At 75.0% G+C, this 15,625-nt stretch carries 17 protein-coding genes; 11 read left to right on the top strand and 6 right to left on the bottom strand.

The genetic code is table 11. The features are described 5' to 3' along the window. Window positions 1-41 precede the first annotated feature (41 nt). From ACIGW4_RS16940 to ACIGW4_RS16930, 3 genes are all read left to right on the top strand, one after another. Window positions 42-1,322 carry a hypothetical protein gene (locus ACIGW4_RS16940; RefSeq protein ID WP_399581207.1) on the top strand — a complete coding sequence of 427 codons (1,281 nt, stop codon included), beginning with the start codon at window positions 42-44 and terminating at the stop codon, window positions 1,320-1,322. Window positions 1,323-1,595: 273 nt separating this feature from the next. Next, window positions 1,596-2,123, top strand: a complete 528-nt coding sequence (locus ACIGW4_RS16935) for a GNAT family N-acetyltransferase (protein ID WP_398709898.1) — start codon at window positions 1,596-1,598, stop codon at window positions 2,121-2,123. A gap of 233 nt (window positions 2,124-2,356) precedes the next feature. Continuing rightward, window positions 2,357-3,295: a carbohydrate kinase gene (locus tag ACIGW4_RS16930; protein ID WP_398709896.1), complete on the top strand. Its 939-nt coding sequence runs from the start codon at window positions 2,357-2,359 to the stop codon at window positions 3,293-3,295. Here the strand turns inward: ACIGW4_RS16930 and ACIGW4_RS16925 are convergent. The 3 genes from ACIGW4_RS16925 to ACIGW4_RS16915 form a co-directional block, all read right to left on the bottom strand. Next, on the bottom strand, window positions 3,273-4,553 hold the full coding sequence (locus ACIGW4_RS16925; protein WP_123458390.1) for an ATP-binding protein: 1,281 nt from the start codon (window positions 4,551-4,553) through the stop codon (window positions 3,273-3,275). The two genes, ACIGW4_RS16930 and ACIGW4_RS16925, sit on opposite strands and share 23 nt — an antisense overlap. Before the next feature lie 188 nt (window positions 4,554-4,741). Beyond that, window positions 4,742-5,098, bottom strand: coding sequence for a DUF805 domain-containing protein (locus tag ACIGW4_RS16920; RefSeq protein ID WP_123458389.1), 357 nt, complete (start codon window positions 5,096-5,098; stop codon window positions 4,742-4,744). Window positions 5,099-5,311: 213 nt separating this feature from the next. Next, a complete protein-coding gene (locus ACIGW4_RS16915; RefSeq protein ID WP_123458388.1) occupies window positions 5,312-5,749 on the bottom strand; it encodes an SPW repeat protein in 438 nt (145 codons plus the stop codon). Between the two features lie 342 nt (window positions 5,750-6,091). On the opposite strand from ACIGW4_RS16915, the gene ACIGW4_RS16910 reads away from it, so the two are divergent. Then, a complete protein-coding gene (locus ACIGW4_RS16910) occupies window positions 6,092-6,463 on the top strand; it encodes a cupin domain-containing protein (protein WP_123458387.1) in 372 nt (123 codons plus the stop codon). A 416-nt stretch (window positions 6,464-6,879) separates the two neighbouring features. On the opposite strand, the gene ACIGW4_RS16905 is transcribed toward ACIGW4_RS16910, so the two are convergent. Further along, window positions 6,880-7,245, bottom strand: coding sequence for a hypothetical protein (locus ACIGW4_RS16905; RefSeq protein WP_359587728.1), 366 nt, complete (start codon window positions 7,243-7,245; stop codon window positions 6,880-6,882). 188 nt (window positions 7,246-7,433) lie between these two features. Between ACIGW4_RS16905 and ACIGW4_RS16900 the strand changes: the two genes are divergently transcribed. From ACIGW4_RS16900 to ACIGW4_RS16890, 3 genes are all read left to right on the top strand, one after another. Then, window positions 7,434-8,876: a carboxylesterase/lipase family protein gene (locus ACIGW4_RS16900; protein ID WP_399581202.1), complete on the top strand. Its 1,443-nt coding sequence runs from the start codon at window positions 7,434-7,436 to the stop codon at window positions 8,874-8,876. 193 nt (window positions 8,877-9,069) lie between these two features. Next, window positions 9,070-9,396 carry an ArsR/SmtB family transcription factor gene (locus ACIGW4_RS16895; protein ID WP_399581200.1) on the top strand — a complete coding sequence of 109 codons (327 nt, stop codon included), beginning with the start codon at window positions 9,070-9,072 and terminating at the stop codon, window positions 9,394-9,396. A 48-nt stretch (window positions 9,397-9,444) separates the two neighbouring features. Beyond that, a complete protein-coding gene (locus ACIGW4_RS16890) occupies window positions 9,445-10,137 on the top strand; it encodes an RraA family protein (RefSeq protein ID WP_399581197.1) in 693 nt (230 codons plus the stop codon). 110 nt (window positions 10,138-10,247) lie between these two features. On the opposite strand, the gene ACIGW4_RS16885 is transcribed toward ACIGW4_RS16890, so the two are convergent. Beyond that, entirely contained in the window at window positions 10,248-10,685 is a 438-nt protein-coding gene (locus tag ACIGW4_RS16885; RefSeq protein ID WP_123458382.1) for an OsmC family protein, read from the bottom strand. A 190-nt stretch (window positions 10,686-10,875) separates the two neighbouring features. Here ACIGW4_RS16885 and ACIGW4_RS16880 point away from each other — a divergent pair, with 190 nt between their 5' ends. The 4 genes from ACIGW4_RS16880 (at window position 10,876) to ACIGW4_RS16865 (ending at window position 14,718) form a co-directional block, all read left to right on the top strand. Beyond that, a complete protein-coding gene (locus ACIGW4_RS16880; protein WP_399581193.1) occupies window positions 10,876-11,277 on the top strand; it encodes a hypothetical protein in 402 nt (133 codons plus the stop codon). 61 nt (window positions 11,278-11,338) lie between these two features. Further along, window positions 11,339-13,720 (top strand): molybdopterin cofactor-binding domain-containing protein, encoded by a 2,382-nt coding sequence (locus ACIGW4_RS16875; protein ID WP_399581190.1) that lies wholly within the window; start codon window positions 11,339-11,341, stop codon window positions 13,718-13,720. 14 nt (window positions 13,721-13,734) lie between these two features. Further along, complete coding sequence (locus tag ACIGW4_RS16870; RefSeq protein ID WP_123458381.1) at window positions 13,735-14,214, top strand: (2Fe-2S)-binding protein; 480 nt, start codon at window positions 13,735-13,737, stop codon at window positions 14,212-14,214. Between the two features lie 72 nt (window positions 14,215-14,286). Then, window positions 14,287-14,718: a MarR family winged helix-turn-helix transcriptional regulator gene (locus tag ACIGW4_RS16865; RefSeq protein WP_123458913.1), complete on the top strand. Its 432-nt coding sequence runs from the start codon at window positions 14,287-14,289 to the stop codon at window positions 14,716-14,718. A 102-nt stretch (window positions 14,719-14,820) separates the two neighbouring features. Here the strand turns inward: ACIGW4_RS16865 and ACIGW4_RS16860 are convergent, their stop codons facing one another. Continuing rightward, window positions 14,821-15,513 carry a FadR/GntR family transcriptional regulator gene (locus ACIGW4_RS16860; protein ID WP_399581187.1) on the bottom strand — a complete coding sequence of 231 codons (693 nt, stop codon included), beginning with the start codon at window positions 15,511-15,513 and terminating at the stop codon, window positions 14,821-14,823. Window positions 15,514-15,625 lie beyond the last annotated feature (112 nt).

Genomic DNA, 15,625 nt, shown 5'->3' with positions numbered 1-15,625 from the left:
CGGGCGGTCCGGGCGGGCGTACGGAAGCGGGTGCGGCGGCCGTGAGCGCGGTCGGCACCGCCGTCCTGCTCGCCGCCGCGCCCGCCGGCCGCGGCCGTGCGATGGACGCCGCCTCGGTACTGCCGGCGCTCGCCGCCGTACCGCCCGGGGTCCTCACCGGCACCCCGGCCGCCACGGTCGTCGAACTCGCCGATCCGCTCGACCCGCAGACCGTCCTCACCCGCCTCCGCGCGGCGGCCGCGAGCCCCGGACCCCTGGTCGTCTGCCTCGCGGGTCAGCTCCACCTCGACCGCCGCCAGCGGCTGCCCCACCTCGCCCTCGCCCGCACCACGCCGGCGACCCTCCGCTACACCGCGCTGCCCTGGCACTGGCTCGCCGGTGAGCTCGGTGCACGGCTGCCCGGCACCACGACCGTCGTCGCGGACCTCGCGGCCGACCCGGACGTCTGGCAGCGCCTCACCGCCGCGCCCGGACTGCTGCACCTGGGGCCGGGCCCCCTCCTCTACGGGCGCGTGGTGCCCGCGCCGCGCAGGGGCGAGCCCACGACCCCCGAGTACCTGCGGGCCCGGGCCGAAATCTGGCGCTCCGGAGCCCGGTTGACGCCGGCCGCGGCACACGCGGAGGCCGCCGCTCGGGCGGTGACGGTGGCACCCGCACCGGAACCGGTCTTCCTCACACCGGGACTCGTGCCTCCATCGGCACCCGTGCCCGGGGGAGGACCGGCGCCCGTGCCCGTGCCCGTGCCGGGCCCGGCCCCGGTTCCCGCCGCGCGCCCGGCGCCCCCGGCGGGGTTCCGCCCCGCTCCCGAGCCTGCGCCCGCCCCCGTACCTCAGCCCGTGACCGTGACCCGCCCCGGGCCCCTGCCCGTGGCCCCTCCGGTGCCCGTGTCCGCCGGTGCGGGCGGGCCGGTGGCCGTGGAGGACCCGCACCCCGCGATCCTCGCCGCCGCCATGGCCGGGCGGCACGGGGAGGCGGCGACGATGGCGGCCGCCTGGGAGCGCGAGGCCCTGCGCCGCCACGGGCCCCGGTCGATGGAGGCCGTGCACTGGACGGAGGTGCGGGCCGACCTCGCCCGCCTCGCCGGGGAACCGGCCCGCAGCTGCGAACTCTGGCTCGCCGCCGCCGAGGCCCGGCTCGGACTGGGGCAGCGGACGGACGACCCCGACGTCGAGGGGGCCGTCGACCGGGCCCACCACCAGTGGGAGCAGACCGGCGACCCCGACCGGGCCCGCGCCCTCGGCCCCACCCTGCTCGACCTCCGCCGACGGGTCCCGGGCCGCCGGCCGGGCGCGCTGGCCGCCCTCACCCGCCGCATGGGCTGACGGGGCCGGAGCAGGAACGAACGACGGCCGGGCCCTCGCACACACCCGTACGCCCCGTACGACGTGAAGGAGGCGCACGGCCCGCCGTACAGGGCCGCCGACCCGTCGCCCGCGTCCCCGGCGGCCACCCCGCCCCGGGAACCGACGCCGGCCCCGGGCACCCCGTCCCGGGAACCGGCGGTCCCTGCCGATCCGGCCGCACGGGGCCGGCTCAGGACCGCTCGGGACCGCGAGGGGCTCCGAGAGGCTCCGAGGGACTGCGATGATGGAGGCATGTCCACCGTCCCGCCCCCGGCGCCCGCCCCGGCCTCCTCTCCCACCCCGAAAGGGCAGTCGCTCGTCACCGAGCGGCTGGTGCTGCGGCCCGTCCGGAGCGCCGACGTGCCGGCCGTGACGCGGCTGTGGACCGACCCCCGGGTGCGCCACCACCTCGGCGGCCCCGTCATCGACCCCGTCGTCCGGATCCGGCAGCGGCGGATCGTCGGGGCGCCCGGTTTCCACGCGGTGGTCCGGGCCGGGGACGGCGTCCTGCTCGGCCTCGTCACGGTGGAGGACGGAGCGCGGGACGGGGAGACGGAGGTCTCGTACCAGTTCCTGCCCGAGCACTGGGGGCAGGGGTACGCGCGCGAGGCCGTCGGCGCGGTCGTCACCCGGGTCCTGGAGGACGCGCCGAGCGTGCTCGCGCTCACGCAGGAGGCGAACGCCCCCTCGCGGCGGCTCCTGGAGGCCCTGGGCTTCACGCACGCGGAGTCCTTCGTGGAGTGGGACGCCCGCCAGGTGCTCTACCGGCGGCGCGCCTAGGCTTTCCCCGACGGCCCTCCCGCCGCCCGCACCTCGGTGAGTCCCGGCTCCCGCGTCCGGCCGGCGGCCGTGAGCGCCTCGACCGTCCCCGCCGGACGCCCCTTCCCCGCCGTCGGACGACCCCGGGGAGCGGCACGGGGAGAATGCCGGGAGCCGGGCGGCGCCCCGTACGATCTTCGGAGCGTCCACCAGGGCACCCGTGTCCAGGTTTCCCCGAGGAGCTCCGACCCATCATGTCCTTCCTGGTGATCGGCGAGTGCGTCGCCGACATCGTCCGCGCCCCCGCCGGCTCCGGCGCCGCCGACCGCGTCCACCCGGGCGGCAGCCCCGCCAACGTCGCCTACGGCCTCGCCCGCCTCGGCCGGGACGTCGTCCTGCTCACCCAGCTCGCCGACGACCCCGCCGGGCGGCTGATCGCGGACCATCTGAAGGGCGCGGGGGTACGGGTGGAGATCGGCGGCGCTCCCGCGCGCACCCCGTCGGCGGTCGTCGGGCTCGACGCGCACGGCCGGGCCGCGTACGCCTTCGACATCGCCTGGACGCTGGAGACCGGCGCGCCGCGGGCCGAGACGCCCGCCCATGTGCACATCGGCTCGATCGCCGCCGTCACCGCTCCCGGCGCGGCCACCGTCCTCGCCGAGGTCGAGCGGCTCCGCGACCGGGCCACGGTCAGCTACGACCCGAACGTGCGGCCGGCGCTGATGGGGGAGCACGACGTCGCCGTCGCCCGCGTGGAGCGCTGCGTCGCGCTCAGCGACCTGGTGAAGGCGAGCGACGAGGACCTGGCCTGGCTGTACCCCGGCGAGGACCCGCGGACGGTCGCCGCCCGCTGGCTGGCCCTCGGCCCTGCCGTCGTGCTGGTCACCCGGGGCGCGGCGGGGGCGCTCGCCTTCACCGGGCGGGAGACGGTGGAGACGGAGGCGGCGCCGGTCGCGGTCGTCGACACGGTCGGCGCCGGCGACTCGTTCATGTCGGCCGTCCTCGACGCCCTCGCCGGGCGGGATCGGGAGACCCTCGCCGGGCTCGGCGCCGAGCACCTCACGGGGCTGTTGCGGAGGGCGACCGCCGCGGCGGCCGTCACCGTCTCCCGGGCCGGCGCCCAGCCCCCCGACCGGGCCGAACTGGACGCGGCCGGGGAACGGTTCGCCCTCAGGTGCGGGCGTGCGTCGTGATGTCCGAGGCGAACTGCTCGACCATCTCCGGCGTGACCGTCGGCCGGCACTCGGCGATGGCCTCCAGGTAGTCCGCGGTGCTCGCGCCCGGCGCCGGGTCGTCCCCGCCGACCGCGACCAGGTCCCGCTCGAAGGAGGCCTGGGCCGCGATCCGCGCCGCGTGCTCGATGTCGGCGGGGGTGAACAGCTCGCTCGCGAGCACCAGTTCGTCGATGTCGACGTCCGGCCGCCCGTCGGTGTAGCGGGACCAGATCGCGGCCCGCGCCGCCTTGTCCGGCGTGCCGATCGGGATGAGGTAGTCGAAGCGGCCGGGCCGCAGGAACGCCGGGTCGAGGGAGCGGATCGAGTTGGTCGCGCAGACGAGCAGCCGCTCGTCGCGCTCCCGGAAGCCCGGTATCAGCTTCAGGAGTTCGTTCGTCACCCCGTGCATGCCGCCGGGCTGGGCGGGTTCCGAGCGGACCGGGGCGATCTCCTCGACCTCGTCGATGAAGACCAGGACCCGCTCCAGCTCGGCGATCCGCGCGAACGCGGACCGCAGGGCGGCGGCGAGGTTCCCCTCGTCGGCGAGGCGGGACGGCAGGATCTCCACGAAGGGCCAGCCGAGCCGGGAGGCGATGCCCCGCGCGAACGTGGTCTTGCCGGTGCCGGGCGGGCCGAACAGACAGACCGCGCGCGGCGGCCGCACCCCGTGCCGGGTGGCCCGCTCCGGCTCGGCCAGCGGCAGCACCACCCGGCGCTCGATCAGGTCCTTCTCCCGCTCCATGCCGGCGACCTTCGCCCACAGGTCGCCCGGCAGGAGCCGGCCGCCCAGGTCGTCGAGGAGTCCGGCGGCGGGGCCGTGCAGCGGCTCCACCTTCTCGAAGTACGCGACGGCGGGCTGGCGCGTGTACCCGGCGTTCAGCAGGCCCTCGCCGAGGAGCTCCTCCTCCGGCAGGACGTACGCGATGCGTCCGACGCGCGCCGCGACGAGCCGTCGCTCCAGCTCCACGAGGAGGGCGCTGGCGAGGCCTCGGCCGCGCCAGGCCGAGGAGATCGCGATCCGCATGACCCAGGCCCGCTCGCCGGAGACACAGGCGAGCGCAGCCCCGATGGGGACGCCCTGGTGCACGGCGACCACGGCCGGCTGACGGGAGGTGAGGGCGCCGATGCATTCGGCGAGCGAGAAGACGGACTCCTGTCCGAGCTCGGCGGTGGTGTCGATCAGATGGACGACGGCGGCGAGATCGCTCTCGCGGTAGTCGTGGATGTGCCAGTTCACCGGTGGTACCGCCCCTCGTTCGTGCTGTTGCGGCGAGGCTAGGCGGGGCGGTGGGGCCGGGGCCTGCGCCACCGTGCACAAGGCGGCGCGGCCCATCACTCCGTACCGGCTCTATGCAGGCACTGCCGGGAAGCGCGACACCCCCGGAAGCGGGCCTTCCGGGGGTGTCGGCGAAGGGGCGCGGGCCGTCAGTAGGCCTGGACCGGCTTCGGGCTCGGACCGTAGGCGTTCTCGCGCGGCTCGCCCTCGGTGGCGAGGAAGACGATCAGGACGATCCAGCCGACCAACGGGACCAGACAGACGAGGACCCACCAGCCGGAGCGGCCGGTGTCGTGCAAGCGGCGGACCATCACGCCCACGTGCGGGAGGAGCACGGCCAGGAAGTAGAGCGGGTAGAGCAGCGGGAAGGTGCCCAGCACCAGGTCGACCGTCGCGACGACGACCACCGCGATCGCGTTGAACAGGAAGAACATCCAGTGTTCCGTACGGCGCGCACGGCCGCTGAACACCGCGTACTTCTTGAGAACGTCGAGGTACCAGTTCACTTCGTCCCCCCGAGGACCGGATTCGCGAGCAGGAGCCCGTCCTTGTGGAGCGGGCTTCACGCAGAACGTATGCAGCCGACGGTGCGCGGGTCAATTCGCTTCCCGGTGGCGGCAGTTCACGCCTCGTACGCGGTGAACGGCGGCGTCTCCGGGAGGGGAGGCGCCGCCGTTCGGGAGAGGGCCGACGAGGGTCCGGGGCGGGGGGTCAGAACGTCACGTCCTTCTCTTGGACATGAGCAGTCCGCCGGCCACGAGGGCGAACAGGCAGACGCACGCGCCGGTGATCACATTGCTGAGGACCGCGCCCGTGCCGGGGTGCCGCGCGACCACCCAGGGGGAGACGATCAGCCACGCGCCCATGAGCAGGACGACGAAGTTCAGGTCCTGCGACCGCTCGGGGGCCATCGACATGCACAGGCCGAGCACCGCGAGGGAGATGCCGACGATCAGGTTGCTGATGGCGAGTTGCGGTAGGGCGGCGGAGAAGTGGACCGTCCACGCGGAGATCGCGGCGTACACACCGGCGAGGATCACGAGCTCCTCGACGGCGGCGACACCTCTGGTCTGGAGCATGCGGGCGTATCGGTCCCGCATCTCCGACGCGTCGGGGTGTCCCGCGATGTCACCGTGGCGGTGGGAGAGGTCGGCCATGTGACTCGCCTCCTTCTGGCGTCCTGCGTGTCTGGCCGCACTGCGGCAATCGGGCCGCTGCTTCATTGTGTGCTTATCTGGCCTTTATGTGTAGATCTGCCCGATAAGTGATGTGCACAGAAAAGGGGTGATCGACATGAAGGGATCCGCCAAGGCCGTTTCCGACCGGTGGGGATTCGATGCACGGCCGAAGCGCCGCCCGTGCCGGTACGAGTGCCCCGACGTGCGTCCCGTCCTGTGCGTCTCACCCGGCGCGCCGCTCCGCCCGGTGGCCCGTGCCGCCCCGGCGTAGCCTGGAGGTGGACTCGGGGACCGGACCTTTCCCACCGCCGGGAGTGCGCGATGGCCGGCATCGTACGAAAGAGCTTCGACTCAGCGGACGAGACGCGTCCCTTCGAGGACGGCAAGGGCAGGCTCGACCTGATCAACGGAGAGGGCGGCTCGGTCGGCCGCGCCGTCTTCGAGCCGGGCTGGCAGTGGTCCAAGCACATCAAGCCCCTCGCCGGCACCGACAGCTGTCAGGCGTCGCACGTCGGGTACGTGCTCAGCGGCCGGATGAAGGTCGTCATGGACGACGGCGAGACGACGGAGTTCGGCGCGGGGGACTACATGGAGGTCAAGCCCGGACACGACGCCTGGGTCCTCGGCGACGAGCCCTGCGTGGCCATCGACTGGACGGGTTTCACGAACTACGCCATGCCGTCGTCCTCCTGACGGCCACCCCGCCTCCGGGACCCGCCCCGGGAGCCCTCCGGGGTGACGGGGCGGATGCCCGTGCGTGTGGTCATGGGGTGAGGGATGCCTGCGCGTGCATGACCGGGGGGCGGATGCCTGTGTGTGCACGGCCGGGAGTGGCTGGGCTGTGCGCGTGCGGCCAGGGGGATCGGGCCCACGCATGTGCGGCCGGGAGGTGGTCGGGCCCGGGTGTGCAGGGCCATGGCGACCGGCCTGTGTGCGCACGACTCGGAGGTGGCCGGCCGGTGCGTGTGCGGGCAGGGAGGCGGTAGCGCCCGGGGTGCGCAGGGCCACGGCGACCACGCCTGCGCGTGCGCGCCCGCCGGGGCGTCGTCGGCGCCGGGCGGCGAGGCGCGGTCCAGCTCCCGAGGGGGCATCGCCGCGCCCGTGGCGTCCTATTCGTAGGCGTCGGTGACGCAGTCGGCCGCGCAGCGCCAGTGCTCGAACCTCTGGCGGAGCGCCGCCGCCGCGTGCCACCGCTCCACCTCCGCGCGGCCGTACCGCTCCTCGGCCGTCCGCAGCACCGCCCCGACGGTGACGATCGCCGGCTCGCCCTCACCGGCGGACCGGCGCGCCTCCGCGATCACGTGGTCGGCCGCTCTCCGGAGGTCCCGGTCGTACTCCCGCCGGGCGACGGACCGCGCCCGGGAGGCGGCGAACGGCCGCACGGCCCGCCCCTTCCAGATCACCCCGGCGGCCATGACGCCGGCCCCGGACAGGAACCAGAGCGCCCACCCCACGGCTCCGGCGTCCCACTTCATCGTCCGCCGCCCTTCCCCCGAGCCCGAAAGCCTCTGTCGAGCCTCCGAGTCTAGGGCGCCGCCCTCGCGTCGCGCCGGGGCGGAGTCGGGGTGTCGAGTACCGGGAAACAGGGAATTGACACGTGTAAGCAACCGGTGACACGCTCCTGCCCCGGCCCCATGTGCCCGCGCAGAAGGAGCAGCGCCCCATGAGCACCACCGTCACCACCGCCCGAGGACCCGTGCGCGGCGAGCGCCGTGCGGACGGCAGCCTACGTTTCCTCGGCATCCCGTACGCGCAGCCGCCCGTCGGCGACCTCCGCTTCGCGGCCCCCGTGCCGCCCGAGCCCTGGGCGGAGCCGCTGGAGGCGACGGCGTACGGGCCGACGGCCCAGCGCCGGCCGTTCGCGGAGGTCACGACGATCCCGGAGCCGTCGATCCCGGGCGCCGGGGTGCTGAACCTGAACGTGTTCACGCCGGCCGCGGACCCGGGGGCCGGCCTGCCGGTGCTGGTCTGGATCCACGGCGGCGGGTACGTGGCGGGTTCGGCGGCGAGCCCCTGGTACGACGGGGCCGCGTTCAACCGGGACGGCGTCGTGCTCGTCTCGGTCGGCTACCGGCTCGGGATCGAGGGGTTCCTGCACCTGGAGGGCGCGCCGGACAACCGGGGCGTACGGGACTGGATCGCGGCCCTGGAGTGGGTGCGGGACAACATCAGGGCCTTCGGCGGCGATCCCGCGAAGGTCACGATCGCCGGTCAGTCGGCGGGCGGCGGCGCCGTGCAGACGCTGCTCGCGGTCCCGTCGGCGCGGGGACTGTTCCGGGGCGCGCTCTCCGTCTCGGGCGCGGTCATGCGGCCCGACGGCCCCGAGGTCGCCCGCGCCGCGGCCCGGCTGTTCACCTCCCGCACCGGCGTCCCGGCGACCGTCGCCGCCCTGCGGGACCTGACCGACGACGAACTCCTCGACCTCCAGGACCGGATGTCCGCGCCGGGCCCGGACCGCGAGGGCCTGCCGCTGATGCTGGCCCTCGCCCCCTTCGCCGACGGCGAGCTGATCCCCGTACCCGTCCTGGACGCCCTGACGACGGGCGAGGCGGGCGCGGACGTACCGCTGATGCTCGGCTTCACCGAGGACGAGTTCACGATGATTCCGCCGCCCGGCCCCGGCGCCCCGCCGCTGCCCGTCCTCCTCGGCGGGCTCGGTCTGGACCCCGCCAGGGTCGGCGCCTTCACCGAGGCGTACGCGGCGGGCGGCGAGGAGCGGTACTTCGGCCAGGCGCTGACGGACACGCTCTTCCGCGCCCCCAACCTCGCCGTCGCGGACGCCCGCGCCGCCCGCGAACGCCCCACCTGGTTCTACGAGTTCCGCTGGCGCTCACCGGCCGTCGGCCTCGCCCTCCACTGCCTGGACCTGCCCTTCGCCTTCGACCTCCTCGACGCCGAAGGGGTCGCGGCCGTCGCCGGGGGCGAGCCGCCGCGCGCGCTCGCCGACGCCCTGCACCGGGCGTGGGTCGCGTTCGTCACCGACCAGGACCCGGGTGCCGACTGGCCGCGCTACACCGCCGCGGAGCGCGCCACGAAGATCTGGGACGCGGAGCCCGGGATCGCCGCGGACCCCGTCCGGCGGGTCCGCGAACTCTGGCTCGACTGACCGGGGCGGCCGCCCCGGGCTCGTGACGGTGCCGCCGGGGCGGTGGAGCGCGGCAGCGGCGGGCCGGGTCACGCCCCGGACTCCTCCGAGCCGGTCGAGGCCGGCGCCGTGGCGGCGGGCGCGGCGAGGGATGCGCGCCGTCCTCGCATCCATGCGTGGATCAGGATTTCGACTCGCCGGAAGAGGGGAAGCGATGCGCGAGGTGTTCCGGCCGGCGGCCGAGGCGATCCGGAGGGCGGAGGTGCTGCGCGCACCGGCGGATCCGGTGCGGCCGGAGACGGTCCAACGGCTCGCCGTCACCGGCGGGAAGAGCCGCAACGCCATCGGCGGCGATCTGGACGTCCACCAGACGACGCTGTCCCACCACTACCGTGTGCTGCGCGAGGCGGGCGTCACCCGGACCACCGTCAAGGACCGGTCCCGGCTGGTGCGGCTCCGCCGCGACGACCTGGACGCGCTGTTCCCCGGTCTGCTGGACTCCGTGCTGAACGGAGCCCGCCGCACACCCCCGGCCGCGTAGGACGCGCCCCGGCCCATCGCACCCGCCACGGACGGATCGGAACGCCAGATGATCAAGGACTTCGCCGACCTCTCCACCCCGCTGATCGCCGACGCCTGCGTACGGCTCGGAGAGCCATTGCGGGCCGCGCCCGCCGGGATCCTGCCCGTCGCCGCCGGGCAGCGCGTCGCCGGCCGGGTGCTGCCCGCCCGCCACTACGGAAGCGTCGACGTCTTCCTGGAGGCCTTCACGCACGCCGCCCCGGGGGACGTCCTCGTCATCGACAACGCGGGCCGCCGCGACGAGGCCTGCATCGGCGACCTGGCCGTCCTGGAGGCGGAGGCGGCGGGCGTCGCCGGGGTCGTCGTCTGGGGCCTGCACCGGGACACCCCGGACCTGATCGGGATCGGACTGCCCGTCTTCTCGTACGGACGCCACGCCCCCGGCCCCGTCCGCCTCGACGACCAGGAGCCGGACGCGCTGACCACCGCGCGGTTCGGCGACCACGAGGTGACCGCCGCCGACGTGGTGTTCGGCGACGACGACGGCGTGCTCTTCGTGGCGGCCGACCGCGTGGACGCCGTCCTGGAGACCGCCCGGGCCCTCTTCCACACCGAGCGGGAACAGGCCCGCCGGATCCGGGCGGGGGAGACCCTGCGCGTCCAGACCCGCTTCGACGAGTACCTCGCCGGCCGCGCCGAGGACCCCTCGTACACCTTCCGCCGCCACCTGCGGCGGATCGGCGGCGCGATCGAGGAGTGACCGCGCCGCCCGAGGCCGGGCCCCCGAGGCCCGGCCCCCGAGGCCGACCGCGCCGCCCCGGGCTCAGCCCTCGAAGCCCGGCCGCCGAGGCCGACCGCGCCGCCCCGGGCTCAGCCCTCGAAGCCGACCGTGCCGTCCGGCAGGATCGCCTCCACGCGCGCCCCGTGTTCCACGGTCCGGCTCACCGTGCAGAACTTCTCGTGCGTCAGCCGCACCCCCCGGGCGAACACCTCGGCCGCCTTCGGGTTGTTGTCCGGCAGGTCGAACTCGTAGCTCACCCGGATCCGGCCCACCCTGCCCTCGTCCTCCGGCCCCGACACCGACTCCACCACGATCCGCAGGTCGTCGTGGTCCACCGCCCGGGCCGTGCGGTCGATGACGAGGCCGCCGCAGCCGCCCATCGCCGCGAGCAGCAACTCGACGGGCGTGAACGAGGGCTGCGCGTCCGCGTCGTCGGCGGCGGCCATCCGGACCTCCGCACCCCGGTCGTTGCGGGCGGTCCAGTTCCGGTACCCGGTGCGGACGGTCTCGATCCGGTAGTCGGCCATGACGGTGGGGCTCCTTCGTTCACGTGCGTGTTCCCGTACCGTACGCGCCGGGACGGCCCTCCGGGCCTCGGGGATCGCCGAAGGGGCACCGGTGCGGGAGCCCGTACGCGCCCGCATCTGAGTAGCGCGGTACGGGTGGCTGAGTACGCCGACCGATACGGCGGCCGGCGCCCGCTGATGGACTGGGGCCATGACCTTCGACGCCCGGCGCAGCCGCCGCCTCCAGCACGTCACCGCCACCGGCACGGCCCTCGCGGTCGCCCTCGGCCCGCTGGTGCTCGGCGCGCTGTTCGCCAAGTCGGTCGGCGGGGACCCGATGGTCTCCGTCAACGCCCTGATCACGGGCGGCGGCCAGCGCGCCCGGGTCTCCCGCGCCCAGCTCCGCTCGGGCGCCCGGCTCCGGCCCCGGGTCCGCCGGTCCGTGCCGCGATCCGGCGCGGCCGCACGGCGGGAGCGGGGCGCACGACGCGGCTCGGGCCTGCGGCCCCGCTCCGTCCGTCGCGCGATCCCGCTGCGCCGCCCGGCCCGCGAGGCGTCTCCGCAAGACGTCCACGTCCGAACGGCTCCCGGGGCGCCCGGGCATGAGCGATGATCGTCGCCTCCGAGGACACCCGGCGGTAGCACGCCGGGGTCATGGCGAAAGGGCACACCGAATGGTGAGGCGGCACCCCGCGCGGGACGACGACCACACGAGCGGCACCGGGGACGGAAGTCCGGCGGGCGGGGGCGGGGCCGGCATCGGACGGCGCCGGTTCCTCGGGTACGTCCTGGCGGCGCCCACCCTCACCGTCGCCGCCCAGCTCGGCGCCGAGGCCCTCGCCCCGCGCCCGGCCGCCGCGGCGGCACCGGCCCTCGTCCCCTCGCTGCCGGGACCGGCCGAACTCCTCGACCTCAACGAGCTGCTCACCCTCGCCGCCCTGCCCACCAGCAACCTCATCACCATCCGCGTCGACACCGACGGCACGGCCCACTTCGCCCTGCCGCGCGCCGAGGTCGGCCAGGGCGTCACCACCTCCAGCGCCATGATCGTGGCGGAGGAACTCGACCTGCCCCTGGACAAGGTGAAGGTCACCCTCGCCGACGCCCGTCCCGAGCTGCTCTTCAACCAGCTCACCGGCGGCTCCAACACCACCTACTCCACCTACACCCCCATCCGGGTCGCCGCCGCCCTCGCCCGCGGACGGCTCCTCCATGCCGCCTCCCTCGTCCTCGGCGAGGCCGTCGAGACCCTCACCACGAAGGCCGGCGCCGTCCTCTCCCCGGCCGGCGCGCTCCTCGGCTACGGCGAACTGGCCGTCAAGGCCGCCGCCGTCACCGACGCGGCGGTGGAGGTCACGCTCAAGGACCCGGACCGCTTCCGCGTCATCGGCACCGGACAGCGCCGGGTGGACGCCCTCGAAGCGGTCACCGGACGCAAGAAGTTCGCCATGGACCTCCAGGTCCCCGACGCGCTGCCCACCATGGTCTGCCGTCCGCCCACCATCAACGGCACGGTCCGCTCCGTGGCCAACCTCGCCGAGGTCCGGGCCATGCCCGGCATCACCGACGTCGTCACCGTCTCCACCGGCGTCGCCGTCCGCGGCCGCACCTTCGGCCAGTGCATCGATGCCGTCCGCGCCCTCCGGGTCGACTGGGGGCCGGGCACGGCCGAGGGCGCCTCCGACGCCACGGTCCTGGAGAAGCTCCGCCGGGCCGAACTCCCGCTCGTCGTCCCGCCGCTGCCACTCCTCACCAAGGCGGTCGACGCCCGCTTCACCTTCCACTTCGCCAGCAACGCCGCCCTGGAGACCAACTGCGCGATCGCGGACGTGCGGAAGGACTCCGCCGAGATCTGGGGCTCGCTCAAGGCGCCGATCGTCGCCCAGGAGCAGATCGCCCTCAAGCTCGGCCTGCCGCCCACCGCCGTCCGCGTCCACGTCACCGAGGGCGGCGGCTCCTTCGGCCGCAAGCTGTTCTCCGACGCAGCCCAGGAGGCCGCCGAGATCTCGAAGGCCATGGGCAAGCCGGTGAAGCTGATGTGGCACCGCACCGACGACTTCCGCCAGGGCCGTACGCACCCGATGTCCACCTCCCGGGTCCGGGCCACCTACTCGCTCGGCGAGGTCCTCACGTACGAGCAGCGCCACACCTCCGTGGCCACCGACTTCGGGCACGGCGTCGGGGAGGTCCTCACGGCGGAGGCGGCCCGGCTGCCCGTCGCCGACGCCGGCTTCTCCGAGACGATGTTCCAGCTCACCCAGATCAGCCCCTACCACCTCGGCGTCACCACCCAGCTCCTCGCCGAGACCGACAAGGGCTTCAACACCGGCTCCATGCGGAACATCTACTCGCCCAACGTCCGCTGCGCCCAGGAACTCGTCCTCGACGAACTGGCCGGGAAAACGGGCCAGGACGGGTACGCGATGCGGCGCCGGCTCCTCAAGGACGCGCGGGCCCGCGCCGTCCTCGACAAGGTCGCCGAGGCGGGGAGGTGGGGCCGGAGCATGCCCGCGGGCACGGGCCAGGGCATCGCCGTCCACACCGAGTACCACTCCGCCGTCGCGATCCTCGCCGAGATCGACTGCCGGCCCGAGACCACCGGACGCAGGATCCCGGGCGCGTACACCGGACCGCGCGTGACCAAGGTCGTCTGCGCCGTCGACGTCGGCCTCGCGGTCAACCCGCGCGGCCTGGAGGCCCAGATGATGGGCGGCATCGCCGACGGCATCGCCCTCACCCTGACCTCCGGACTCCACCTGAGCGAGGGGCGCTTCCTCGAAGGCAGCTGGGACCAGTACTTCTACACCCGGCAGTGGAACACCCCGCCCGAGCTGGAGATCGTCGTGATGCCGCCGAGCGGCGACAAGCCGGGCGGCGCGGGGGAGCTGGCGGTCGCCGGTGCCATGGCCGCCGTCGCCTGCGCCTACGGCCGGGCCACCGGCACGATGCCGACGGTCTTCCCCGTCAACCACGCCGAGCCGCTCGCCTTCACGCCCCTGCCGACCGTCCCGCCCGTCCCGGCCTCGCCCACCGACGGCCGCGACCGCACCATCTGAGACCTGGAGCCCCCGTGCCGCAGCACACCTTCATCCTGAACGGCAAGGCCGTCACCGCCGACGTCGAGGGCGACGTCCGGCTCCTCTGGGTCCTCCGGGACGTCCTCGGCGTCACCGGCCCCAAGTACGGCTGCGGGGTCGGCGTCTGCCGGGCCTGTACGAGCCACCTCAACGGCAAGGCGTTCACCCCCTGCGCCGTGCGCGTCGACGACGTGGCCCCCACCGACGAGATCACCACCATCGAGGGCCTGCCGGACACCGTCGGCGCCGAACTCCACCCCATGCAGGAGGCCTGGCTCGACCTCGACGTCGCCCAGTGCGGCTTCTGCCAGCCGGGTCAGATCATGGCCGCGGTGGCCACCGTCCGCCGGGCGCGCGAGGCGGGACGCGAGGTCACCGAGGCCGACCTCGACACCATCCGCAACATCTGCCGGTGCGGCACCTACCACCGCATCCGGCAGGCCGTCCTGGAGGGAGCGCGCCGGATGACGTGACATCGGACGGCGCGAGAATGGTTCGCACCACGAAGGTATTCTCGTCGCATGGCGAGAGACGACGGCGGGAAGATGAGCGTGGTCACCGCGCTGGTGCGCGGTGCGTTCCTCGTGAACGCGGTCTACGCGGAGTCGGGCAGGGAGTACGGGCTGACGCCCCAACAGGGCCAGCTGCTCTGCGTCCTGATGCCGGGCCCGTCCGGGATGGGCGAGCTCGGCACCAAGCTGGGGCTCGCCAAGTCCAGCCTGACCGGGCTCGTCGACCGGACCTCCCGCCTCGGCCTGGTCCGCCGCGAACCCGACCCGGAGGACCGGCGGGCCGTGCGGGTGACGCTCACCGAGGACGGCGCGCGGGTCGCCGAGGACTTCTACACGGAGACCTGCCGCCGCGTCGAGGAGCTGCCCGGCGGGCTCGAAGCCCCGGAGCGGGAGCTGCTGGCCGAGCTGCTCGGCCGGGTCGTCCGGGACAACGAGGTCCCGGTCGTCTTCGTCGACCCGGCCTGATCGGCCGGCCTCCTTCGTCGGTCGTCTTCCTCGGCCGGTCTGATCGGCTTCCCCCGCCGGCCGGCTTCGTCGGCCGGCCCCGTCCCGCGCCGTCCCGCGGACTCAGGGCGTCGACTGGAGCAGGGCGAGCGTGGACTCCAGTTCCTTCCGGGTCAGGCGCGCGGCCTCCTCCGGAGAGCCCGCCTCCACCGCCCGGACCACATCGGCGTGGGCGTCCTCGCCGTGCCGCAGGTCCGTGCCCCGCAGCCCGAGCAGGTCCAGGAGCTCGATCAGGCCCTCGCGGAGCACCGGCGCGAACTCCCCGAACAGATCGGTCAGGACCGGGTTGCGGGCCGAGGCCACGATCGCCGCGTGCAGGGCGATGTCGGCGTCCACGAAGGCCGCGTCGTCGCCCTCGGCGGCCAGCCGCCGCCCCGCCAGCGCCTCCCGCATCGCCGCCACGTCCTCCTCGGTCCGGCGCAGCGCCGCGAGACGCGCCGCCTCCACCTCGACCAGCATCCGCACCTCGTACACGTCCGTCACGGCGGCCCTGCGCAGCCGGGCCGGCCAGTCCTCCGTCGGCCGGGTCGCGGTCACGAAGACGCCGGCGCCCTGCCGGGGCCGCACGAGTCCCGCGCCCGCCAGGGCCCGCAGCGCCTCGCGGACCGTGGAGCGCCCCACGCCCAGCTCCTTGGCGAGCGTGGTCTCGCCGGGGAGTTTCGTGCCGACCGGCCAGTGGCCCCGGACGATCTGCTCGCGCAGCCGCTCGGCGGCCTGTTCGACCAGGGGGCTGGGGCGCAGGGCATCGAGCGGCATGGGGTCACCTGATTCTCTGATGGGCCGGTGTTTCTCTGCCGGCCCGGACCGCAGGCGCGTGGTCCGGGGCGCGGGCCCGTCCTCCGGGTCACGGGGACGCTGCCGAGGAATG

The organism is Streptomyces sp. NPDC053513, from assembly GCF_044544765.1.
Classification (GTDB): domain Bacteria; phylum Actinomycetota; class Actinomycetes; order Streptomycetales; family Streptomycetaceae; genus Streptomyces; species Streptomyces litmocidini.
This window is presented reverse-complemented; position numbering and strand designations above follow the sequence as displayed.